Origin of the sequence: Humidesulfovibrio sp., from assembly GCF_035560995.1 — a bacterium.
In the GTDB taxonomy this organism is placed as follows: domain Bacteria; phylum Desulfobacterota; class Desulfovibrionia; order Desulfovibrionales; family Desulfovibrionaceae; genus Humidesulfovibrio.
On the sequence record NZ_DATMYK010000184.1, the window covers coordinates 1 to 20,573 of the forward strand.

At 67.8% G+C, this 20,573-nt stretch carries 19 protein-coding genes; 12 read left to right on the forward strand and 7 right to left on the reverse strand.

The features are described 5' to 3' along the window. Nucleotides 1-156 precede the first annotated feature (156 nt). The 7 genes from VN419_RS07075 to VN419_RS07105 all read right to left on the reverse strand — a co-directional run bounded on the left by VN419_RS07075 (nucleotide 157) and on the right by VN419_RS07105 (nucleotide 9,305). Entirely contained in the window at nucleotides 157-486 is a 330-nt protein-coding gene (locus VN419_RS07075; RefSeq protein WP_325645906.1) for a c-type cytochrome, read from the reverse strand. 97 nt (nucleotides 487-583) lie between these two features. Continuing rightward, on the reverse strand, nucleotides 584-886 hold the full coding sequence (locus VN419_RS07080) for a c-type cytochrome (protein ID WP_325645908.1): 303 nt from the start codon (nucleotides 884-886) through the stop codon (nucleotides 584-586). Between the two features lie 129 nt (nucleotides 887-1,015). Next, complete coding sequence (gene wrbA, locus VN419_RS07085) at nucleotides 1,016-1,627, reverse strand: NAD(P)H:quinone oxidoreductase (protein WP_325645910.1); 612 nt, start codon at nucleotides 1,625-1,627, stop codon at nucleotides 1,016-1,018. A gap of 101 nt (nucleotides 1,628-1,728) precedes the next feature. Then, complete coding sequence (locus tag VN419_RS07090; RefSeq protein ID WP_325645912.1) at nucleotides 1,729-2,766, reverse strand: HD-GYP domain-containing protein; 1,038 nt, start codon at nucleotides 2,764-2,766, stop codon at nucleotides 1,729-1,731. A 9-nt stretch (nucleotides 2,767-2,775) separates the two neighbouring features. Continuing rightward, the gene (locus VN419_RS07095; RefSeq protein WP_325645914.1) at nucleotides 2,776-3,927 is read right to left on the reverse strand and encodes an HD domain-containing phosphohydrolase; all 1,152 of its coding nucleotides are present in this window, start codon (nucleotides 3,925-3,927) and stop codon (nucleotides 2,776-2,778) included. Then, nucleotides 3,924-5,135: a response regulator gene (locus VN419_RS07100; protein ID WP_325645916.1), complete on the reverse strand. Its 1,212-nt coding sequence runs from the start codon at nucleotides 5,133-5,135 to the stop codon at nucleotides 3,924-3,926. Before VN419_RS07100 ends, VN419_RS07095 begins: the two co-directional genes overlap by 4 nt. Before the next feature lie 9 nt (nucleotides 5,136-5,144). Continuing rightward, nucleotides 5,145-9,305 (reverse strand): PAS domain S-box protein, encoded by a 4,161-nt coding sequence (locus VN419_RS07105; protein ID WP_325645918.1) that lies wholly within the window; start codon nucleotides 9,303-9,305, stop codon nucleotides 5,145-5,147. 191 nt (nucleotides 9,306-9,496) lie between these two features. Between VN419_RS07105 and VN419_RS07110 the strand changes: the two genes are divergently transcribed. The 12 genes from VN419_RS07110 to VN419_RS07165 form a co-directional block, all read left to right on the forward strand. Beyond that, on the forward strand, nucleotides 9,497-9,886 hold the full coding sequence (locus VN419_RS07110) for a metalloregulator ArsR/SmtB family transcription factor (protein ID WP_325645920.1): 390 nt from the start codon (nucleotides 9,497-9,499) through the stop codon (nucleotides 9,884-9,886). Then, nucleotides 9,883-10,332: an arsenate reductase ArsC gene (locus VN419_RS07115; RefSeq protein ID WP_325645922.1), complete on the forward strand. Its 450-nt coding sequence runs from the start codon at nucleotides 9,883-9,885 to the stop codon at nucleotides 10,330-10,332. Before VN419_RS07110 ends, VN419_RS07115 begins: the two co-directional genes overlap by 4 nt. Nucleotides 10,333-10,570: 238 nt before the next feature. Then, entirely contained in the window at nucleotides 10,571-11,533 is a 963-nt protein-coding gene (locus VN419_RS07120; protein WP_325645942.1) for a permease, read from the forward strand. 67 nt (nucleotides 11,534-11,600) lie between these two features. Beyond that, nucleotides 11,601-12,224, forward strand: a complete 624-nt coding sequence (locus tag VN419_RS07125; RefSeq protein ID WP_325645924.1) for a tetratricopeptide repeat protein — start codon at nucleotides 11,601-11,603, stop codon at nucleotides 12,222-12,224. 23 nt (nucleotides 12,225-12,247) lie between these two features. Next, nucleotides 12,248-12,481: a thioredoxin family protein gene (locus VN419_RS07130; protein ID WP_325645926.1), complete on the forward strand. Its 234-nt coding sequence runs from the start codon at nucleotides 12,248-12,250 to the stop codon at nucleotides 12,479-12,481. Continuing rightward, nucleotides 12,466-12,855 (forward strand): thioredoxin family protein, encoded by a 390-nt coding sequence (locus VN419_RS07135; protein WP_325645928.1) that lies wholly within the window; start codon nucleotides 12,466-12,468, stop codon nucleotides 12,853-12,855. Before VN419_RS07130 ends, VN419_RS07135 begins: the two co-directional genes overlap by 16 nt. A gap of 21 nt (nucleotides 12,856-12,876) precedes the next feature. After that, complete coding sequence (arsB, locus tag VN419_RS07140) at nucleotides 12,877-13,980, forward strand: ACR3 family arsenite efflux transporter (protein ID WP_325645930.1); 1,104 nt, start codon at nucleotides 12,877-12,879, stop codon at nucleotides 13,978-13,980. Between the two features lie 16 nt (nucleotides 13,981-13,996). Continuing rightward, nucleotides 13,997-15,325, forward strand: coding sequence for a radical SAM/SPASM family putative metalloenzyme maturase (locus tag VN419_RS07145; protein ID WP_325645932.1), 1,329 nt, complete (start codon nucleotides 13,997-13,999; stop codon nucleotides 15,323-15,325). Nucleotides 15,326-15,387: 62 nt separating this feature from the next. Next, the gene (gluQRS, locus tag VN419_RS07150; RefSeq protein WP_325645934.1) at nucleotides 15,388-16,383 is read left to right on the forward strand and encodes a tRNA glutamyl-Q(34) synthetase GluQRS; all 996 of its coding nucleotides are present in this window, start codon (nucleotides 15,388-15,390) and stop codon (nucleotides 16,381-16,383) included. 366 nt (nucleotides 16,384-16,749) lie between these two features. Next, nucleotides 16,750-18,288 carry a murein biosynthesis integral membrane protein MurJ gene (gene murJ, locus VN419_RS07155; RefSeq protein WP_325645936.1) on the forward strand — a complete coding sequence of 513 codons (1,539 nt, stop codon included), beginning with the start codon at nucleotides 16,750-16,752 and terminating at the stop codon, nucleotides 18,286-18,288. Between the two features lie 138 nt (nucleotides 18,289-18,426). Further along, on the forward strand, nucleotides 18,427-19,590 hold the full coding sequence (locus VN419_RS07160) for an ABC transporter substrate-binding protein (RefSeq protein ID WP_325645938.1): 1,164 nt from the start codon (nucleotides 18,427-18,429) through the stop codon (nucleotides 19,588-19,590). Between the two features lie 14 nt (nucleotides 19,591-19,604). Then, nucleotides 19,605-20,573 (forward strand): cache domain-containing protein (locus tag VN419_RS07165; RefSeq protein ID WP_325645940.1); only part of this gene is annotated, 969 nt, incomplete at its 3' end.

Genomic DNA, 20,573 nt, shown 5'->3' on the forward strand with positions numbered 1-20,573 from the left:
GCGGATGCTCGTGCTTGGCCACGGGTGTGGCCTCGTGCATGGTTTCGTGCTTTGGCTGTGCGACGGGGGGATCGCCAGCCGTGCTGGCCGCCCCGGCGCTCCCCGCGCTGGCGAGGACGAGCAGGACGGCCGCGAGCAGGGCGGCGCGGCGCACGGCTACAGCTTCCCGATGTACTCGGCCACGGCCTTGATGTCCGCGTCGGACATCTGGGCGGCCAGATTTTCCATGGTGGCCTTCTTTCCGCCGCCGTAGGTCTTGGCTTTGTAGCCGTTCATGGCCGCAACCACGGCCTCGGCCTTCAGGCCCTTCACCGGCTTGCTCAAAAGCGACTTGGAGCCGTCGGCCCCGTGGCAGCTTTGGCACTTGGCCGTGTATACGGCCTGTCCGTCGGGCGCGTGCCCGGCGCTGTGGTTTTCCGTGGCCAGCGCCGTGGCGGCCAGGGCCACACTCAGAATCAGGGCCGGAATGATGGCCATGCGTTTCATGCGCGTCTCCTCAAAGGGCGAGGTGGTGTCGGAGCGAGGCGGGAAAAACGGCCGGACGCAAGGGGCTTGCCCGCGCCCGGCCAGTGTTTCGCCAGTGTTAGAACTTGCTCACATAGGCGGCCAGGGCCTTGATGTCGTCGGGCGAGAGGGCGGCGGCCTGGCCTTCCATGACGGCCTTCTTGGGACCGCCGAACTTCTTGGCCTTGTAGCCTTCCATGGCCTTGGTGAAGGCGTCGGCGCTCAGGCCCTTCAGGGCTTTGCTCTGGGCGGTTTTGGTTCCGTCGGCTCCGTGGCAGCCGGCGCATTTGGCGTACAGGGTCTTGCCGTCGGCCGCGAAGGCGGCGGAAGCGGCGAAGGCGGTGGCCAGGGCCAGGGTAAGGACAATGGCGAGCTTTTTCATGATGCCTCCCGGAAAGTATCGCGTGGGTTGGCCGTCCCCGTCTCCGCCGGGCTGATCCGGGGAGAACGGGGAACGGAGTACGGTTTGTCTATGGCACATTCTCCTGGCGCATGCCAGAAAAACCTGCGCCTAGGCCGCAAGCTTCTTGGCGATTTCCGCCAGGTGGCGGGCCTGGAAGCGCACGCCGTCCAAGTCTCGCGCACTTGGCATGCGCGAGCCGTCGCCCCCGGCGATGGTGCTGGCCCCGTAAGGCGAGCCGCCCACGATCTCGTCCACGCCCATTTGCCCCTGGAAGGTGTAGGGCAGGCCCACCACCACCATGCCCTGATGCATGAGGGTGGGGATGAAGGTCAGGATGGTGGACTCCTGGCCGCCGTGCTGCGTGCCGGAGCTGGTGAACACCCCGGCGGGCTTGCCCACCAGCGCGCCCTTGGCCCACAGGCCGCCGGTGGAGTCGAGGAACTGGCGCATCTGGCCGGTCATGTTGCCAAAGCGCGTGGGCGTGCCGAACAGCACGCCGTCCGCCGCGGCCAGGATCTCCGGCGTGGCCAGGGGCACCGCCGCCTGGGCCTTGGCCGCGTCGAGGGCGCCCATCTTGGCCAGCACCTCGTCGGGCAGGGTCTCGGGCACGCGGTAGATGGTCGCCGTGACGCCGGGAACCTGTCCTGCGGCTTCGGCCGCGGCCTGGGCCATGGCCCGGATGTGTCCGTACATTGAGTAATACACTATGGCGATGTTCATGACGCCTCCCCTGTTGTTGTTGGGAACGATTCCTGGAGTGTAGCCCCTTTTTTTCTTTTGTCCAGCGGATGCTTGCGGAAATCCTGGGGCCCGCGCGGGGGCTAGATTTCGGGGTCCGGGTCGCCCAGCTTGTAGCCCTTCTCGCGGAAGAGTTCGAGGCAGACCTCGGCCGCGCGCTCGTCGTACAGCCTGCCGGCGTTCTTCTCTATCTCGGCCAGGGCGGCGGTGATGCCCAGGCTTGGCCGGTAGGGCCGGTGCGAGCACATGGCGTCCACCACGTCGGCCACGGCCAGGATGCGCGCCCCCTGCACGATGAAGCGGCCCAGGAGTGCCTGCGGATAGCCGGAGCCGTCCATGCGCTCGTGGTGCTGGCGGATGATGACCGCAACGGGCCAGTCCTGGTCCAGGTGCTTCAAAATGTCGTAGCCCACCTCCGGGTGCATCTGGATGACGGAGAGTTCCTCCGCCCGCAGGATGCCGGGGCGGTTCAGGAAGTCCGCCGGGACGTAGACCTTGCCGATGTCGTGCAAGAGCCCGGCGATGCGCAGGGTGTCCAGGTCCGCGCCGGTGAGGCCCATTTCCCGGCCCATGGCCAGGGCCAGCGCGGTGACGCGCTGCTGGTGCCCGGCCAGGTACACGTCGCGCGCCTCCACCAGGGCGGAAAAGCCCCGCACGATGCCCTCCAGCAGCACCTTGCAGCGCTTGAGGGCGAAGAGTTCACGCTGGTCGCGCACCAGTTCCGCGTGGCGGCAGGCGGCCTCCACCGAAAGCCGCAGGATCTCCGGCGGGCAGGGCTTGGTGAGGAAGCGGTAGACGTAGCCCAGGTTCGCGGCGTCGATGGCGGCCTGCATGTCGGCATGGCCGGTGAGCAGGATGCGCACCGTGTCCGGGCTGGAGCGCGACACGCGCGACAACAGTTCGATGCCGTCCATGCCGGGCATCTTGAGGTCGCTTATGATGACGGTGAAGGGGCCGCAGGCGGCCAGCACGCCCAGGGCGTCCTGGCCGCTCTCGGCGGTGAACAGGTCGAAGTCGTCCTTCAGCAGGCGCCGGAAGGAATCAAGCAGGTTCTGATCGTCGTCCACAAGCAGGATGCGCGGTTTGCCGCGTTCCGCGCAGAGGGGGGTCTGGCCGGGCAAGGGATTCTCCTAAGGCATGGGCTGGATGACAGCCACGGGTTGGTTGATCTTGATGGTGCGGGCATTGTCGATGAGGAATTCGATGACGGTTTCGTTCAGCTCGCGGCCCTTGGCCACCAGCAGAATGGTCTCCGTGCCGCGCTGGCCGTACAGGTCCTCGGCCATGATCATGCCCGGGGCCAGGCCGATCAGATGCACCTTCTGCAGTGTGTAGCGGGCCTGCTCGCTGATGACCTGGTTGAGCGCGGCCAGCACGGCCGGGTCGTACACGCCCTTGCGCCGCTCCAGCTTGAGCATGGCCTCGCCCTTCTGCATGCCGTTGGCCAGCAGGATGTCGAAGTCCACCACGGCCTTCAGGATGCGCGCGCCAAGCGGTATCTGCTCGCCCTTCATGTCGTCCTTGGGCACGCCGCCGCCCTCGAAGTGCTTTTCCTGGTAGGCCACGATGTCTGCCACGCGGTCCATGCGCGGGATCTTGGCCACCAGGCGCGCGCCAAAGGCCGGGTGCCCCAGGAACTGGGCCATTTCGGCATCGGTCAGGGGGCGGCCCTTCTCCACCTTGTTGATGAGCGAGTCGGGCAGGGTGATGAAGCCCACAACGGAGAGCATGGCCGCGGTCTCGGTCTCCCAGGCGCGCGGATCGGCCACCCGTTTGCTCACCCCGCGCAAGTACGGCAGAATGCGCGACACCCGGCCGAAGACGTCCGGCTTCACCAGGGAGATGAGGTCGCAGAGCACGGCCACGCTGCCGGTGAGGGTCTTCTCCAGCAGTTCGCGCTCGGCGGTGATGAGGTCGTGGTGGCGGAAAGCGTCGTCCAGCACCTTTTCGATGGTTTCCGGCGGGCAGGGCTTGGTCAGCAGGCGGAAGATGTTGCCCTCGTTCACGGCCTGGATGGCGATCTCCAGGTCGGCGTGGCCGGTCAAGAGCACGCGCACCGTGTCCGGGCTGCCGTGGCGGATGACGCGCAGCATGTCCACGCCGTTCATGCCCGGCATGTTGTAGTCGCTTATGACCACGGCGAAGGGCCCCTGGCGCGCGGCGGCCTCTATGCCCGCCTTGGCGCCCTCTGCGATGGTGAGGTCCGCCTTCTTGCGCAGTTGGCGGCGGAAGCTGTCCAAGAGGTTCACGTCGTCGTCGACGAAAAGCGCCTTCCGGTTCATTTGTCCTCCGAGCCCAGGCCCATGATGAGCACGTGCTTGCGCCAGTCGGCATAGCGCTCCGGCCCGCCGATGGCGTCCAGGCGCTCCGGCGTGGGCGTCGCCTTGGCGTAGTGTTCGTTGAATACGAAAATCTCGTGGTCCAGCAGGTTGGCGAAATGGACGAGATCGGCCGCGCCAAGGGCCCCGGGTTTCGGCAGCGGATCGTGGTGGCGGGCCACGGCGTGCACCACCTGGGGCGGCAGGCCCCAAAGGCCCAGCAGATAGGCCCCCACCTCGGCGTGGGTCAAGCCCAGTTGCTCGGCCTCCACCTCGGCCACGCGGCGGTTTTCCGCGCGCACAACCTCATAGATGCGCACGCACTCGTCGGCGCAGTGGGCCTCCATGATGAGCTTGCCCACATCGTGCAGCAGCGCGGCTATGTAGGCGTGGTCGACCTCCTCCTTGGGCAGGGACTCGTGCTGGGCGATGGTGCGGGCCATGGCCCCGGTGCGCATGCTGTGCCCCCAGAGCATGGGCAGGGAGAAGGACGCCCGGCCCATGTGCTCGAAGCTTTGGAACACGTGCAGCGAAAGGATGACCGAACGGATGACGTTGACCCCGAGCACGATGACCGCCTGCTGCGGCGCGGCGATGTGGCGCGGCAGGCCGAAGTAGGCCGAGTTGACGAGCTTCAGGATGTTGGCGCTCATGCCCACGTCCTGGGCCACCATGTCGCCTATCTCCTTGGGCGAGGGCTCGCCCTTGGCCAGCTCCGCCGTGATGCGGTTGTAGATTTCCGGCAGCACGGGCAGGTGCTCCACCCGGGCGATCTTGTCCAGCACGGCCTTGTTCGGCACCAGTTCGCGCGCGTTCATGGCCATTTCCAGGGCGCTCACCAGCTGCCGTTCGTCGCAGGGCTTGGTGAGGTACTGGTGCGTGGGGGCGATGGATTGCTCCACCATCTCCTGGTCGGAATAGCCGGAAAGGGCGAAGCGGATGGTGTCCGGGTGCTCCTGCATGACGCGGCGCAAGAGCTGCGGGCCGTCCATGCCGGGCATGCGCATGTCGGAAACCACCGCGTCCACGTGCTGGGCGGCCATTATGGCCAGGGCCTCCGGCCCGGAACCCGCGAAGAGCATCTCCCACTTGTCGCGCATGGGGCGCAGCATGCGCTTCAGGCCCATGAGTATGTTCGGCTCGTCGTCGACGAAGAGGATGGTGCGCTTCATTGTGCCTCGCTACTCGGCTTGTTCCAGGGGCAGGCGCACCACAAAGGTGGTGCCCGCGCCCTGCTTGGTCTCGAAGAACAGCTGGCCCTTGTGCTTTTCCACCACGATGCTGCGCGAGATGGTGAGGCCCTGGCCCGTGCCCCGGCCCACTTCCTTGGTGGTGAAGAAGGGGTCGAAGATCTTGGCCTGGGCCGCCGGGGGAATGCCGGTGCCCGTGTCGGAAACGCGTATTTCGGCCCAGGGCGGGGTGAAGCGCGTGGCCAGGGTGATGCGCCCCTCGCGCTCCGGGTCGAGCTTCTTGGCGTCGGCGATGGCGTGGGCCGCGTTGATGATGAGGTTCAGCACCACCTGGTTCAGTTCGCCGATCATGCACACGACCAGGGGCAGGGCCGGGTCCAGGTCCAGGTCCAGCTCGGCCACGTATTTCCACTCGTTGCGCGAGACCGTGGCCGTGCTCTTCATGGACTCGTTCAGGTCCGCCGGGGCCATTACCGCCGCGCCGGGATGCGCGAACTGCTTCACCGAGCGCACGATGGTGCTGATGCGCTCCACGCCTTCCAGGGTCTGGTTGATGGCGCCGGGCACCTCCGCCGCCAGATAGCTGACATCCCGATCCTCCATGAGCTTTTCGAGCTTTTCTATCTCTGCTGGCCCGGGGCAGGCGTTCTTGGCCCCGGCCACAAGCTCCTGCGTGGCCTGGATCACGGCCAGCAGGTCGTCGAAGGCGCCCTTGATGAACTGGGTGTTGTTGCCCACGTACTGGGCCGGGGTGTTGATCTCGTGCGCGATGCCCGCGGCCAGCTGGCCGATGGCCTCCAGCTTCTGCGAGTGCAGGAGCTGTGATTCGAGCCCCTTGCGGTCTGTGGTGTCCGTCACCACGGCGAAGAAGCCCACGGCCTTGCCCTCTTCGTCGGCGTACACGGAAGGAGAGACAAGGGAGTAGATGTGCTGGCCGCCCGTGTGCTCCCAAAGGATCTCCTCCGGTCCGCCGGCCTGGCCGTCCGCATGGCTGGCCGAAAGCATCAAGACCAGGCGCGGCTGGCTGCCCGCTTCCGCGAATTCGGCCAGGGGCCGGCCGATAAGTTCCGGCTTCTTTCTGCCCAGCATGGCGCAGAAGCGGTCGTTGGCGTAGGTGATGACCCCGCCGCGCCGGGCCATGACCAGCCCCTCGTGCATGGATTCCACCAGGGAGCGGTACCGGGCCTCGTTCCTGCGCAGGCGCGCCTCGGCGCGCACGCGGTCGGTGATGTCGGTGATCATGCCGATGGATCCTGCGAAGCCGCCGTCCGGGGTGCGCAGGGGGCTTGCGTTGACCATGGTCCAGATGCGGTGGCCGTGCTTGTGCCGGAAGCGCAGCTCGTACTGGTCCGAGTGCCCCTGACGGCGGCGCTTGAGCTTTTGCAGCAGCACCGGCCGGTCCGCCGGGTCCATGATGTCGAAAAGGGTGAGGGCCCGCATTTCCTCCGCCGCATAGCCGAAAAGCGTGCTGGCGCGCGGGTTGGAATAGGTGATGGCGTTGTTCGCGTCGATCTTGACGACGGCTTCCTGGGCCGTTTCCACGATGATGCGGAAGCGTTCCTCGCTTTCGCGCATCTCGGTGATGGCGCGCATGCGCTCGGTGATGTCGCGGTGGGAGACCACGGCCCCGGCCATGCCCTTGGCAAAGGGCGTGGCCTGCATGACGAACCACCTGGGCTCTCCTGCCACGCGGCTCGGATACTCCAGCCGGAAGGAGGGAACCCGGCGCGCAAGCACGGCCAGGATGCCTTCCAGGGCGCCCGCGGCGTGGGGGTTGTCCGTGTCCGCGCGGCAGGCTTCCAGATAATTCCCGCCCAGGGCCAGGCGTTGGCCTTCTCCTCCCAGGGGGGTGCTTTCCGGGCCGGTGGCCGCCCAGGCCTTGTTGACCATGGTCAGCACGCCGCGCCGGTCCAACACGCAGAGGTTGGCGGGCAGGGCGTCCAGAATGGCGCGGGCCAGGCTTTCGCTTTGGCGCAGGGCCGCGCCGGTGCGCTGGCGCTCTATGGCGTTGGCCAAAAGCAGCGTGGCTTGGTCGATGACGCGGGAGCCGATGAGCCGGGCCGTGTCCCAGGGCGTGCCCGAGGCCAGGGCCAGCACGCCCAGCAGGCGGTCCTCCACGGTCATGGGCACGGCGACCAGGCTGGCTATGCCCGCCTGGGTCAGCAGGGCCTTCTCCTTTCTGCCGGCCGGAGGCATGTGCTCGGCGTCGCGGATGGCCACGCGCTCGCCCGCCAGGATGCGCTCCGTGAACCAGGGGGCCTTGCCCGGCCCGATGCGCCGCAGGCTTTCCGGCAGGGCCGTCTCGTTGCTGGCGCGCTGCTGGTAGGTCAGGGTCAGGGCCTTCTTCCGCGGGTCGAAGAGGAACACGGCGCCGCGCGGCATGTCGATGAAGCGGCACAGGTCGGCCAGACAGTCCTCGATGGCCCTGGTCATGTCGCCGTCGCCGGTGTTGATGAGCCGTCCGGAGATGGCCGAGACCAGCGCCTCGGTCTCCAGCCTGCGTTCGATCTCCGCCTGGGCGCGCAGGCGGCCGGTGATGTTTCTGCCGCTGGTGAAAAGCGCCGGCTGGCCCTGGAATTCCTGCGCCTGGCACAGCAGCTCCACCGGGATGGAGAAGCCGTCGCGGCGCTTCAGGGTGGCCTGGAACAGTTCCGGCGTGCCGCGCAGGGCATTCTGGAAGCGCGCGGCCACGGTCTCGCGTTCGGCCTCGGCCACGCTTTCCAGCAGGCAGGTGCCGAAGAGGCTCTCCGCGGAGAGGTTGAGCCAGAGCCCGGCGTTGGTGTTGGCATCAAGGATGCGGCCAGTTCCGTCGTGGATGAAGATGGCGTCGGCCGCGCTGTTGAAGAATCCGCGGAACTGCCGCTCGGACTTGCTCAATAGCGAGAGGGAGATGCGCGTTTCCAGCACGTGCTCCAGCTGCCGGGCCATGGCTTTCAAGGTGGCCGCGTCCGCGCCCTGGAAGGCGTGGACTCCCTCGCCGCCGCACAGGCGCACGTATCCGCGCTCTTTGCCGAAGACGTTCAAGGCTTCTTCCATGCGCTGCGGGCAGAATTCCTCCACCCCATCGGCGCTCAGGTAGGTCTGCTCGTCAAAGTCGATGCGCGCGCTCAGGCTGCCGGGCGCGTCCCAGCAGCGGGGCAGCACCTCGGCCACTTTTTGCAGCAATTCCTCTTCGCTTTCCGCGCCCTGGCTCAGCACCTCGGCCAGGCGGTTCAGGCCGGAGGCCTCGCGCAGCTGGCCGCGCAGCTCAGAGGCGATGCGCGCCTGGGTCTCGTTGGCGTCGCGCAGGGCGGTCACGTCCTGGATGACCACCACCACGCCCTCGAAGGTTCCGCTGACCCCGAAGAGCGGGTACAGGCGGGTGTCCAGAAAGGTCAGCTTTTCGCCCGCGGGCACGCTGCCCAGTTCGGCCTGCTCGTCGGAGAGCCCGTGGCGCATGCGTTCCAGGGCCGGGCCTATCCAGGGCAGCAGGGTGGCCACGTCCACGCCCAGGAAGCTGTCGCGGTGGGGGCAGGCGCCGCCCTCTATGCCCAGCTGCTCGGCCATGTTCTGGCCCAGCCAGCGGCAGGCGCTCTGGTTCAGGTCGATGACGCGGTTCTGCGGGTCGGCCAGGAGCACGGCGCTGGGCAGGGCCTGGAACACGGCGGAGAAATGGTGTCTCTGGGTCTGGGCGCGCAAGGAGGCCGCGCGCATTTCGTCCACGGCCGCCGCCTCGCCGCCCTTGTTCCATTCCACGGCCACGCCCGTGCTCAGGCGGTCGAAAAAACGGGCCACGAAGCGCAGGGCCTCGGCCTTCTGGTCCGCCTCCAGCGGGCTTTCCTCCACCAGGTCCAGGTAGCCCTGGCGATAGTAGGACAAAAGGCCCAGGAACATGCCCAGGGGCACGCCGCGCGCCCTGTGCAGGCGGGCCTCGTCCACGGCGAAGGCCTCAAGCTGGGTGGCCACGAAGGCGTCGTCCGGGCCCATCTCCACGGCGGAAAGCCCGCCGGGGATGGCCTGGCGCAGGGCGGAGGAAAGCCGGGTGATGGACAGCTCCCAGGCCATGCGCAGGGCCGTGGTGTGCCGCGCGTAGCCGCGCTCCCTGGCGTAGGACTGCACGCGCTCCAGCAACCAGGGTTCGCTTTGGCGCAGCAATTGGGCGAGTTCGCGCATGGACCCTCCTCAAATGGCCGGGCGCCCTCGGCCTGGGGGGGACTGGAGAGCGCATATGGAATCTCGCACATTTCTTCCCCCGGGGCAACCTGCGGCGGCGCTCTTTGTCCTCTGTGCGCGAGGTTTGCCTTCTGGACTTGACTCTCACGCCATATAGCAATATTGCTATGTCTCGAAATGAGGAGGGCGGCATGGACCAACTGGTGCGGGTCATGAAAGCCCTGTCCGATCCCGGACGGGTGACCATCTTGAAGCTTCTGGGCGCGCGCGAGCTGTGCGCCTGCGAGATCATACGGGCGCTCAAGCTTGCGCAGCCCACCATTTCCAGGCACATGAAGGTGCTTTCCGACGCCGGGCTGGTGACCGGACGCAAGGTGGGGCCCTGGGTGCACTACCGCGTGGCCGAGAACCCGGCCTCGCCCTATGCCCGCGCCTTGCTGGAAAAATTGTCCGGCTGGCTGGAGGACGACCCGGCCCTGGCGAAGCTCAAGGCTTCCCTGGCGGCGGACGGGCCCTTTGGGAAGAACGGCAAGGGCGGACCGTGCGCCGCCGCGCCCAAGGAAAAGGAGTTGCGCCCATGAGTTCCGCCACAGTTGAAAAGACCCGCGTGCTGTTCGTGTGCGGGCAGAACTCCGCCCGCAGCCAGATGGCCGAGGCCCTGCTGGACCATTTGGCCGGAGACCGCTATGAGGCCCGCAGCGCGGGCATAGAACCCGCGCCCATCAATCCGCTGGCCGTGGCCGTCATGGCCGAGCGCGGCATCGATATTTCGCAAAAGCGCACCAAGCTGGTGGCCGAGGCCGTGGCCGAACTGGCCGCCCAGGGCCGGCAGTTCGATGTGGTCATCACCGTGTGCAGCAAGGCCGCGGGCCTGTGCCCCTTTGTGCCCGGCGTGCAGGTGACGGAGCGCTGGAGCTTCGACGACCCCGGCACGGTGGACGGCATGCCGGAAGAACAGTTGTCCAAGGTGCGCGCCGTGCGCGACGACATCGAAGCGGCCATCACGGCCTGGCTGGCCGGGAGGTAGCGCGGTGAAGGAACCGGTGAAGGATCAAAAGCCCCTGGAGATGGCCCCCTGCGACTGCAAGCCCAAGACCGTGCGCGAGGCGCGCGAGATGCTGCGCGCCCAGCGCGAAGCGAACCGCCGCGCCCAGGCCGAGGCCCGGGACAGGCGCGTGGCCGAGGCCCTGGCCCCGCCGTCTACCCTGCCGGGCAAGCTCGGCCTGGCCTTTGCCGCGCTCATCATCTGGTGGAATCTGTACAACATGCTGCCGGGCATCGCCCGCTTTCTCACGCAGGCCATCCTCGGCCTGGATCTTTCCAGCCACCTGGGCGCCAGCGTGGAGTTCTTCTTCTACGACACGCCCAAGGTGCTCATGCTGCTGGCGCTCATCGTCTTCTTCGTGGGCGTGCTGCGCAGCTTCTTCACCCCGGAGCGCACGCGCAGGCTGCTTGCGGGCAAAAACGAGGCCCTGGGCAACGTGCTGGCCGCGCTGCTCGGCATCGTCACGCCGTTCTGCTCCTGCTCGGCCGTGCCGCTGTTCATCGGCTTCCTGGGGGCCGGGGTGCCGCTCGGCGTCACCTTCTCCTTTCTCGTCTCCGCGCCCATGGTGAACGAGGTGGCCGTGGTGCTGCTGTACGGCCTGCTGGGCTGGAAGGTGGCGGCCATCTATATGGGAGCCGGGCTCGCTGTGGCCATGGTCTCCGGCTTTGTCATCGGCAAGCTGGGGCTGGAAAGGCATGTGGAGGACTGGGTGCAGGCCGTGCGCACGGAAAGCCTGGCCAATGGCGGAGACGCCCCGGACCAGCAGACCTGGGCCGACCGCATCGACGCCGGGGCGCTGGCCGTGCGCGACATCGTGGGCAAGGTCTGGCTCTGGGTGGTGGCGGGCATCGCCGTGGGCGCGGGCATCCACGGGTACGTGCCGGAGGGCTTCCTGGCCGCCGTCATGGGCAAGGACGCCTGGTGGAGCGTGCCCGTGGCCGTGGGCATCGGCATTCCCATGTACTCGAACGCGGCGGGCATCGTTCCCGTGGTGCACGCCCTGCTGGAAAAGGGCGCGGCGCTGGGCACGGTGCTGGCCTTCATGATGGCCGTCATCGCGCTTTCGCTGCCGGAGATGGTCATACTGCGCAAGGTGCTCAAGCCCCGGCTGCTGGCGGCCTTCATCGGCGTTGTGGGCCTGGGGATATTGTTCGTGGGCTTTTTGTTCAACGCGATTCTGTAAACGCGACCACCTGACGACAAACATCCGCGGCGCTTCCGGCGCGCGGGCAGCCAAGGAGAATAATCGCATGGCCGAAAAGGCGCGCACCTTCAGCAAAGGCGAGTTCATCGGCGGCATCGTGGCCGCCCTGGCCGTGGGTTTCTTCATCGGCAGCATGTTCATGGAGCTGCGCCTGGGGTCCCAGCCCGCGGGGCAAGCGTCCCAGGCGGCCGCTTCGGCTGCGGCTCCGGCTTCGGGCCAGGCGGGAGCGGACGGCCACGACCATAGCGCGGAGCTGGCGCACATCGCCGAACTTGAGATCGCCACGGCGCAGAAGCCCGGCGACCAGGCCCAGTGGATCGAGCTGGGCAACCTGTACTTCGACACCCACCAGGCCAAGAAGTCCATCGCCGCGTACGAGAAGGCCGTGGCCCTCGGCACTGTGAGCCCCGACGTCTGGACCGACCTTGGCATCATGCACCGCGAGGCGGGCGAGGCCCAGAAGGCAGTGGAGACCTTCGACACCGCGTTGAAGCTGGACCCGCGCCACCAGAACGCCCTGTACAACAAGGGCGTGGTGCAGCTGCACGACCTGAAGGACCTTGCGGGCGCGGCTGCCACCTGGGAAAAGCTCCTGGCCGTGAACCCCGCCGCCAAGAACCCGGAAGGCCGCTCCATGCGCGCCCTGGTGGACGAACTCAAGAAGGGCTAGCGCCCGCCAAAGGAAGGCGAGTCATGGATATCAAGGTGCTGGGGCCGGGCTGCCCCAAGTGCAACGAGACGGAAAAACTGGTGCGCGAGGCGCTGGCCGAAACCGGAATCATCGCCCAGGTGGCCAAGGTGACGGACTTTAAGGAAATGGCCATGCTGGGGGTTTTCGCCACCCCGGCGGTGATGGTCAATGGCGCGCTCAAGTGCTCGGGCAAGGTGCCCGCGAAAAAGGAGATTCTCGCATGGCTCGGAAAGTGATGCGCCTTTTTGTGTTCGTGCTGGCCCTTTCCTGCGCCACGCTGGCCTTTGCCGGACCCGCCAAGGAAACGGCCAAGGCCCCCATGGTGCCGGTCATCGGCATGGTGACGGTGGTGGAGTTCGGGGCCGAGTACTGCCCGCCCTGCCGCCTGATGAAGCCCATTTTGCAGAACGCCCAGCGCGAGTACCGGGGCCGCGCCGCCGTGGTCACCGTGGACGTGACCCGGTACCAGTCGCTGGCCACGCGCCTGGACGTGCGCGTCATTCCCACCCTGGTGTTCTACGACGCCATGGGCCAGGAGCTGGCGCGGCACGAGGGCTACCTGGACAAGCGCGACCTGTACGCCCAGCTGGACAAGATGCTGGCCAAATAGCCTGAAACAAGGAGGCTCGCCATGAGCGCTTCCGTCACCGGAAGGTTGTCGTTCCTGGACCGCTGGCTGACCCTGTGGATTTTCGCGGCCATGTTCGCGGGCATCGGCGCGGGCTTTGCGTTTCCCGGCCTCAAGGACGCCGTGGGCGGCATGCGAAGCGGCACCACCAACGTGCCCATCGCGGTGGGGCTCATTTTGATGATGTACCCGCCCCTGGCCAAGGTGCGCTACGAGCTCATGGGCCAGGTGTTCAAGAACGTGCGCGTGCTGGCGCTTTCCCTCGTGCAGAACTGGGTCATCGGCCCGCTTTTGATGTTCGGCCTGGCCGTGGCGTTCCTGTCCGGTCAGCACGCCTACATGACCGGGCTCATCCTCATCGGCTTGGCGCGCTGCATCGCAATGGTCATCGTGTGGAACGACCTGGCCGGGGGCGACCGCGAGTATTGCGCCGGGCTGGTGGCCTTCAACTCCGTGTTCCAGGTGCTGTTCTTTCCCTTCTACGCCTGGCTGTTCTTGACCGTGCTGCCCGGCTGGCTGGGCCTTTCCGATGTGACGGGGGGAGCCACGGTGAACATCTCCATGGGCCAGATAGCCGAGAGCGTGTTCATCTACCTGGGCATCCCCTTCCTGGCCGGGCTGGCCTCGCGCATTATCGGGCTTAAGCTCAAGGGGCGCGAGTGGTACGACACGGTCTTCGCACCCAAGATAGGCCCCATCACCCTCATCGCGCTTTTGTTCACCATCCTGGTCATGTTCTCCCTCAAGGGCGAGGTCATGGTGGCCCTGCCCCTGGACGTGCTGCGCGTGGCCGCGCCCATGCTCGTCTATTTCCTGGTCATGTTCCTGGGCTCCTTCTGGCTGTCCTATAAGGCCGGGGCCACCTACGCCCAGAGCGCCACCCTGAGCTTCACCGCCGCCTCCAACAACTTCGAGCTGGCCGTGGCCGTGGCCGTGGCCGTGTTCGGGCTCGATTCCGGCCAGGCCTTCGCCGCGGTCATCGGGCCCCTGGTGGAGGTGCCCGTGCTCATCGGCCTGGTGAACGTGGCACTGAAGCTCAAGAAGCGCTGGTTCCCAAGCGATCCTGGCACCCTCGCCAGCGTGTGCCACGTGGACTGCAAGCCGTAAGGAGCATTTTCCCCGCATGACGCGTTTTCCCAAGACCCTGTTCGTCGAGACCACCACGCGCTGCAACCTTTCCTGCGCCATGTGCGCGCGCTGCCGCCCGGGCTGGCTGGACGGCTTCGGCGACATGGACTTCGCCCTGTTCGAGCGCCTGGACGGAGCCGTGCGCCACGCGCACGCCGTCATCCTGAACGGCATGGGCGAACCGCTGCTGCACCCGGAGCTGCCGCGCATGGTGCGCTTCGTCTCGGAGCGCCTGCCCGAAGGGGGCTGGTGCGGATTGCAGACCAACGGCCTGCTGCTGGACCAGGGACTGGCGTTTGATCTTGCCTCCGCCGGGCTGGACGTGGCCTGCATGTCTTACGAATGGCCTTCGGCCGGTGAGTGGCCTGCGACGGGCGCTGCCCTCGGGCATGCGCCGGATGCTTCGGCCGACGCCCAGGACGACCCCCTGGCCCGCTTCGCCGGGCTCATGCGCGCGGCCGCGGCCAAGGCCGGGCGGCCTATGCGCCTGGGCCTGGAGACCGTGCTCATGCGCGGCAACATCGCGCGCCTGCCCGAGCTGGTGGACCGCGCCGCCGCCCTGGGACTGGATTTTCTGCTGGCCTCGCACCTGCTGCCCATGGACGCGGCCTCGGAGGCCGAGTCGCTCTTCCTGCCGTGCAGCGCCACGGCCCTGCGGCTGTTCTCCCGCTATCAGCAGGAAGCCGGCGCGCGCGGGCTGGACCTCGCCTCCGTGCCCAAGGCCGCGGTCATGTATCATCGCAGCCCGGCCGAGCAGGACCTCATGGATCTGCTTCTGCGCATGCGCAAGCAGGCCCAGGAAGAAGGCGTGTGGCTCAATGTGGCCCGCCTGGCCGGAACCGATCCCGGCGACCTGGGCGCGCTGGAGGAGATCTTCGCCGAGGCGCGCCGCCGGGCCGGGGCCGCGGGCCTGGAGCTGAGCCTGCCCCCCCTCACCGCGCCGGAACGACCCGAAGACCGCCGCTGCGGCTTCATGGAGCGGGAGGCCGCGTTCATCGACTGGCAGGGCAACATCTCGCCCTGCCACTTCCTGTGGCACGGCTATTCCTGCCGCGTGCTGGGCGACGAGAAGCGCGTCGAGCCCCGCCGCTTCGGCAACATCAGCGCCACTGCCCTGGAGGACGTCTGGACGGGGGCGGAATCCGCCGCCTTCCGCGAGGCCGCGCGCGCGGGCGAGTACCCGGCCTGCGGCGATTGCGGCGCAGGCCTCTGCAGCGACGCCACGGGAATCTACGGCCCCTTCGAGCAGGACTGCCTGGGCGTTTCCGTGCCGTGCGGCCACTGTCCCTGGTCCGTGAGGCAGCTCATGTGCCTTGGCAGCTGACAGCCCTTCGTTCCGTACCTGCGCACTTGACTTTCCGCCCGGATGATGATGCCGCAAGACCCATGCATCACACCGAAACCACAGTGCGCGGCCGCCTAGCCCCCAGCCCCACGGGCCGCCTGCACCTGGGCAACGCCTGGGCCTTTCTGCTGGCCTGGCTGGCGGCGCGCGCGGCGCATGGCCAAGTGGTGCTGCGCATGGAGGACATCGACCCGGACCGCTCACGGCCGGAGTTCGCGGACGAAATCATGCGCGACTTGCGCTGGCTGGGCCTGGATTGGGACGAGGGCCCGGACGCGGGCGGTCCTTGCGGCCCCTACGAGCAGAGCGGGCGGCTGGAGCGCTACGCCGAGGCCCTGGACCTGCTGGAGCGCGCGGGCCGCGTGTACCCCTGCTTCTGTACGCGCAAGGAACTGCGCGAACTGGCCGGCGCGCCCCACGCCCTTATCGCGGGCGACGGCTCGCCCGCGTATCCCGGCACCTGCCGCGCCCTCACGCCCGCCGAACGGCAGACCCTGCTGCGCCAGGGCCGCCGCCCCTGCCAGCGCCTGCGCTGCGACGACCTCTCCCTCTCCTTCGACGACGCCATCGCCGGGCCGCAAAAGATGACCCTGGCCGAGTGCGGCGGCGACTTCGCCCTGCGCCGCTCCGACGGGGTCTTCGCCTACCAGCTGGCAGTGGTGCTGGACGACATCGCCATGGGCATAACCCAGGTGGTGCGCGGCGACGACATCCTCACCAGCACGCCGCGCCAGCTTTTCCTCTACAGGCTGCTGGGCGCGCGGCCGCCGCAGTACGCGCACCTGCCCCTTGTGCTCGACCATGAAGGCGAGCGCCTGGCCAAGCGCCACCAGTCTCTGACGCTGGCCGAGCTGCGCCACGCGGGCGTCTCCGCCCCGGCCGTCGTCGGCTACCTGGGCTGGCGCGCGGGACTGCTGGACGCGCCCCGGCTCTGCGCCGCCGGGGAGCTTGCGGGAGGGTTCTCCTTCGACCGCCTGAGGCGCGGGGCCGTCGTTCTGCCGGAGGACATCGCCGGGGTTCTGGCGGGACTCGGATAAGAGGGCAAGGGGCGCCGCTCCGGACCTCGAAAGGGGCGCTGCCCCTTGGACCCCGCTGGGGCGCAGCCCCAGACCCCGCCAGGGGGTATGCACCCCCTGGACCCGCAAAGGGGGGCTCCCTTGAACCCATCGCGCCGCTGTTTGGCGAGGCCCCGGCCGCGCCAAAAGGCGGCGGGCGGTTCTTGCCGCAGACCAAAAGGCTTACCGCCGATGCGCTCCCGCGCGTCGGCGGCATGGGGTTCCAAGGGGCTCGTCCCCTTGGCGGAGGGGGGCCGGGGGAGGCGGAGCCTGCCCCCGGTTCTCTCTCCCCGTTGGTTACGGCCCGGCAGATGACAGCCCGCCGCGCATGGTCTATACGGCTGGCAGATGAACGCCGAATCACGCCACATAGCCAAGCGCGCCGTCACGGTGGCCGGGGCGACGCTCGTCTCCCGCGTGCTGGGCTTCGTGCGCGATCTCATCACCGCCTTCGCCCTGGGCGCGGGGCTCTTCGCGGATGCCTTCTTCGTGGCCTTCCGCATTCCGAACCTGTTGCGCAGCCTGTTCGCCGAGGGCTCGCTGACCATGGCCTTCATCCCGACCTTCTCCCGCGTGCGCAGCGAGGAGGGCGAGGAGAGGGCCCAGGAGATGGCCCGTTCGGTGCTGGCCTGGCTGGTCTCCATCCTGGCGGTCATCACCCTGCTGGCGATGATCTTTGCGCCGCAGCTTACGGCGGTCATCGCGCCGGGCTTCGCCAAGAATCCGGAGCTGCTCGGCACCACGGCGGATCTGTTGCGCATCTGCTTCCCGTTCATCGTGTTCATCTCGGCCGTGGGGCTGTGCATGGGCATTTTGAACGCCATGGATCATTTCTTCGCCCCGGCCTTTGCGCCCTGCCTGCTGAACATCGGCTTCATCGCCTCGTCGCTTCTCGCCGTGGCCATGGGCTGGAACGTGGCCTATGCCCTGGCCTGGGGCGTGGTGGCCTCCGGTCTGGCGCAGTGGCTGTTCCAGCAGCCGTTCCTTGTCCGCCTGGGCTTTTCCTGGCGCGGGCCCTGGCGCTGGAAAGACCCGGCGGTCATGCGCATGGGCAGGCTCATGCTGCCTTCTGTGCTGGGTTCGGCCGTGTACCAGATCAACCTGCTGCTGGGCACGCTCCTGGCGTCCTTTTTGCCCGTGGGCAGCATCTCGTACCTGTATTACGCGGACCGGCTGGTGCAGTTTCCCGTGGGCGTGTTCGGCCTGGCGGTAAGCACCGCCGCGCTGCCCAGCCTCTCGCGTCTGGCGGCCTCCGGGCAGATGGACGAGTTCAAGGGGGTCATCCGCACCAGCATGCGGCTTTCGCTCTTCATCAGCCTGCCGGCCATGGCGGGGCTCATCGCCCTGGCCGCGCCGCTCATCGCCCTCCTGTTCGGGCGCGGGGCCTTCGGGCCGGAGGCCATCCACGCCACGGCCACCGCCCTTGTGGCGTACGGCGTGGGGCTGCCGGCCATTGCCCTGGTGCGGCCGCTGGTGGGAGCCTTCTATGCGCTGGAGAACACGCGCCTGCCGGTCATGGTGGCGGCCTTCTGCGTAGTGGTGAACATCGTTCTGGGCTTTGCGCTCATGCAGTTCATGGCTCACGCCGGGCTGGCCCTGGCGGTTTCGGTGGCCTCCTACGCCAACGTGGGCCTGCTTTCCTGGCTTTTGCGCCGCAGGTTGGGCCAGTGGCCCATGGAGCTTTCGCCCACGCTGAAATGCGCCGCGGCCAGCCTGTGCATGGGCCTGGGAGCCTATGCCACGGCGGGTACGCACCTTCTCTGGGCCTTGCTCATCCCGGTTTGGGCCGTGGCCTATTTTGCCCTGGCGCGGCTGTTTGGCCTTTCCGAGGCCCGGCAACTGATCGAGGCCCTGAGCCGCCGCTTGAAGCGCCGCACCACGGCCTGAAACCGCCGCAACGAAGCGCTGATCTGCAATGAATGCTTGTCAATCGTCTGAGTAGTACCTACTATCAAACGAAGGATCTTCGGGCCTGTGCATGGGCCCGAGTCACTGTGCGCGCCAGTCGGGAGGGAGGGCTCACGTATGGGAAACCGGTCGTCTCGCCGGGCCTTTCGGCTGTTGTGCCTCATCGCGCTGCCGCTGCTTTTGCTCGGCTGCACGGCCTCCAAAGGCGACCCCGCCGAGGAATTCCGCATCGGGCTCATGGAGCCTCTGAACTCCCCGGACCGCATAATGGGGCACCGCCTGGCCGAGGCGCGCGTGGCCGAGCTGAACGCCGAGGGCGGCGTGGAGATTGCCGGCCGCAAAGTGCGGCTGCGGCTCGTGGTGGAGGACTCCGGCGGCACGACGGAGCAGACCATGAGCGTCATGAGCCATCTGGTCCAGCAGGAGCGGGTTTCGGCCATCATCGGACCCTATCACAGCCGCGACGCCATTCCCGTGGCCGCGGCGCTTGAGGTGCTGCGCGTACCCATGCTCACGCCTTCGGCCACCAATCCGGAAGTGACGCGCGGACATACTTTCGCCTTCCGCGTCTGCCAACTGGACAGCGACCAGGGGCGCTCCCTGGCGCACTATGCGTACGACGACCTGAAGCTGCGCAAGGCTGCCGTGCTCTACGACGAGGCCGATCCCTACTCCACCGGCCTGGCGGGCTATTTCCGCGAATCCTTCTCCCAGCTTGCCGGGGCTTCCCTGACCATGATGACCTACCAGAGCGGCTCCAGGGATTTCTCCGCCCAGCTCGGCCGCATTGTGGCCTCTGGCGCGCAGGTGCTGCTGCTGCCCAATTTTCAGCCCGATCTCGCGGCGCAGATCCAACAGGCCCGCGCCGCCGGTTATGCCGGGCTGTTTCTGGGAGGCGACTCCTGGGACACCGATCATGGCTTCCATAGCCTGCCCGAGGCGCAAGGGGCGGTCTACAGCACGGAATTCGTCCCGGCCGCCGCGGAGCAGAAGCGCCTGGCCGAAGTGGAGGCCATGGCGGCCAAGTCCGGGGCCCCTCTAAGCAAGAACACGGCCCTGACCCTGGACGCCGTTGACCTGCTGGTGGCGGCGGCCAAGCGCGCCGGAAGCACGGACCCCGTGTCCCTGCGCTCCGGTCTGGCCACCTTGACGGACTTCGATGGGCTCACTGGGCGCATCTCCTACTCCGGCGGCGGCGACCCCGCCCGCTCAACCTTCATCGTGGGCATCACCGGCGGCAGGCCCGTCCTGCGCGCCCGTCTCACTTCGTCCAAGCGGTAAAGGTAGAAGCGGCGATGAACTGGTCCGTGCAGAGAAGCCTGGTGGCCCGATTGGTGAGCACCTATCTGGTGCTCTCCCTGGTGGTCATCGTCTGCGTGGGCGGAGCGAGCTGGCTGGCCAGCCGCGAACTGCTGCGCGACGCGGCCTTCGCGCGGCTGGAGACGTCCTCGCGCCAGAAGGAGACGGACCTGGCCCTCTGGGTGGAGGAGCGCCTGCGCGACATGGGCCTGCTGGGTTCGCTCATCGCCTCGCAGCAGGGCCTGAAGGCGGCGGGGCAGAACCATCCGCTCCAGCCGGGACCGGCCATGCTGTCGCTGTTCAACGACTACAAGAACTCGCAGCCCGACGTGCTGGAGGTGCTGCTCTTGGCGCCCACCGGGGGCCGGGTGCTGGCCTCCACCGAGGAAACCAGCGTGGACGGCTACCGCGCAAACTACAATTTCTACATCCAGGGCCGGCAGGGACCGGCGGTGCAGAGCGTGTACCCCTCGCCGGACTCCCTGCGCTCCGTGCTCACGGTGAGCATGCCCGTGAAGGACGCGAACGGTGGGCTTCTGGGCGTGCTGGCCATGCACCTGAGCCTTGAGCCCATCGCCCAGATCATCCGCTCACGCACGGGCCTGGGCGACACGGGCGAAACATTTCTTGTGGATTCCTCAAGCCTTTTGGTGGCCTCCGGTCGCATGGACATGGAGAGCGCCCAGCGCAAGACCCACTCCGAGGGCGTGGCCCAGGCCCTTTCCGGCAAGAACGGCCGGGGCCTGTACGTAAGCGACGCCGGGACGCAGGTGCTGGGCGTGTACCGCTGGATGCCCGCCTACCAGATGGCCCTGCTGGCCGAGATGTCGCAGGCCGAGGCCTTCGCCCCGGCGGGACGCCTGGCCCTGACCCTGGTGGTGGTGGCGCTGGTGGCTGCGGTCATCCTCGGCATCGGCGTGTACATCCTCTCGCGGCGGCTGGCCAGGCCCGTGCTGGCCGTGACC

Excerpts from the sequence above, each read along its gene's own strand:
- VN419_RS07160 (WP_325645938.1), top strand. The coding sequence starts at position 18,427 with ATGGGAAACCGGTCGTCTCGCCGGGCCTTTCGGCTGTTGTGCCTCATC.
- VN419_RS07120 (WP_325645942.1), top strand. The coding sequence starts at position 10,571 with ATGCTGCCGGGCATCGCCCGCTTTCTCACGCAGGCCATCCTCGGCCTG.
- VN419_RS07080 (WP_325645908.1), bottom strand. The coding sequence starts at position 886 with ATGAAAAAGCTCGCCATTGTCCTTACCCTGGCCCTGGCCACCGCCTTC.
- VN419_RS07130 (WP_325645926.1), top strand. The coding sequence starts at position 12,248 with ATGGATATCAAGGTGCTGGGGCCGGGCTGCCCCAAGTGCAACGAGACG.
- gluQRS (WP_325645934.1), top strand. The coding sequence starts at position 15,388 with ATGCATCACACCGAAACCACAGTGCGCGGCCGCCTAGCCCCCAGCCCC.
- VN419_RS07105 (WP_325645918.1), bottom strand. The coding sequence starts at position 9,305 with ATGCGCGAACTCGCCCAATTGCTGCGCCAAAGCGAACCCTGGTTGCTG.
- arsB (WP_325645930.1), top strand. The coding sequence starts at position 12,877 with ATGAGCGCTTCCGTCACCGGAAGGTTGTCGTTCCTGGACCGCTGGCTG.
- VN419_RS07100 (WP_325645916.1), bottom strand. The coding sequence starts at position 5,135 with ATGAAGCGCACCATCCTCTTCGTCGACGACGAGCCGAACATACTCATG.
- VN419_RS07135 (WP_325645928.1), top strand. The coding sequence starts at position 12,466 with ATGGCTCGGAAAGTGATGCGCCTTTTTGTGTTCGTGCTGGCCCTTTCC.
- VN419_RS07110 (WP_325645920.1), top strand. The coding sequence starts at position 9,497 with ATGGACCAACTGGTGCGGGTCATGAAAGCCCTGTCCGATCCCGGACGG.
- VN419_RS07075 (WP_325645906.1), bottom strand. The coding sequence starts at position 486 with ATGAAACGCATGGCCATCATTCCGGCCCTGATTCTGAGTGTGGCCCTG.
- VN419_RS07145 (WP_325645932.1), top strand. The coding sequence starts at position 13,997 with ATGACGCGTTTTCCCAAGACCCTGTTCGTCGAGACCACCACGCGCTGC.
- VN419_RS07125 (WP_325645924.1), top strand. The coding sequence starts at position 11,601 with ATGGCCGAAAAGGCGCGCACCTTCAGCAAAGGCGAGTTCATCGGCGGC.
- VN419_RS07115 (WP_325645922.1), top strand. The coding sequence starts at position 9,883 with ATGAGTTCCGCCACAGTTGAAAAGACCCGCGTGCTGTTCGTGTGCGGG.
- VN419_RS07095 (WP_325645914.1), bottom strand. The coding sequence starts at position 3,927 with ATGAACCGGAAGGCGCTTTTCGTCGACGACGACGTGAACCTCTTGGAC.
- wrbA (WP_325645910.1), bottom strand. The coding sequence starts at position 1,627 with ATGAACATCGCCATAGTGTATTACTCAATGTACGGACACATCCGGGCC.
- murJ (WP_325645936.1), top strand. The coding sequence starts at position 16,750 with ATGAACGCCGAATCACGCCACATAGCCAAGCGCGCCGTCACGGTGGCC.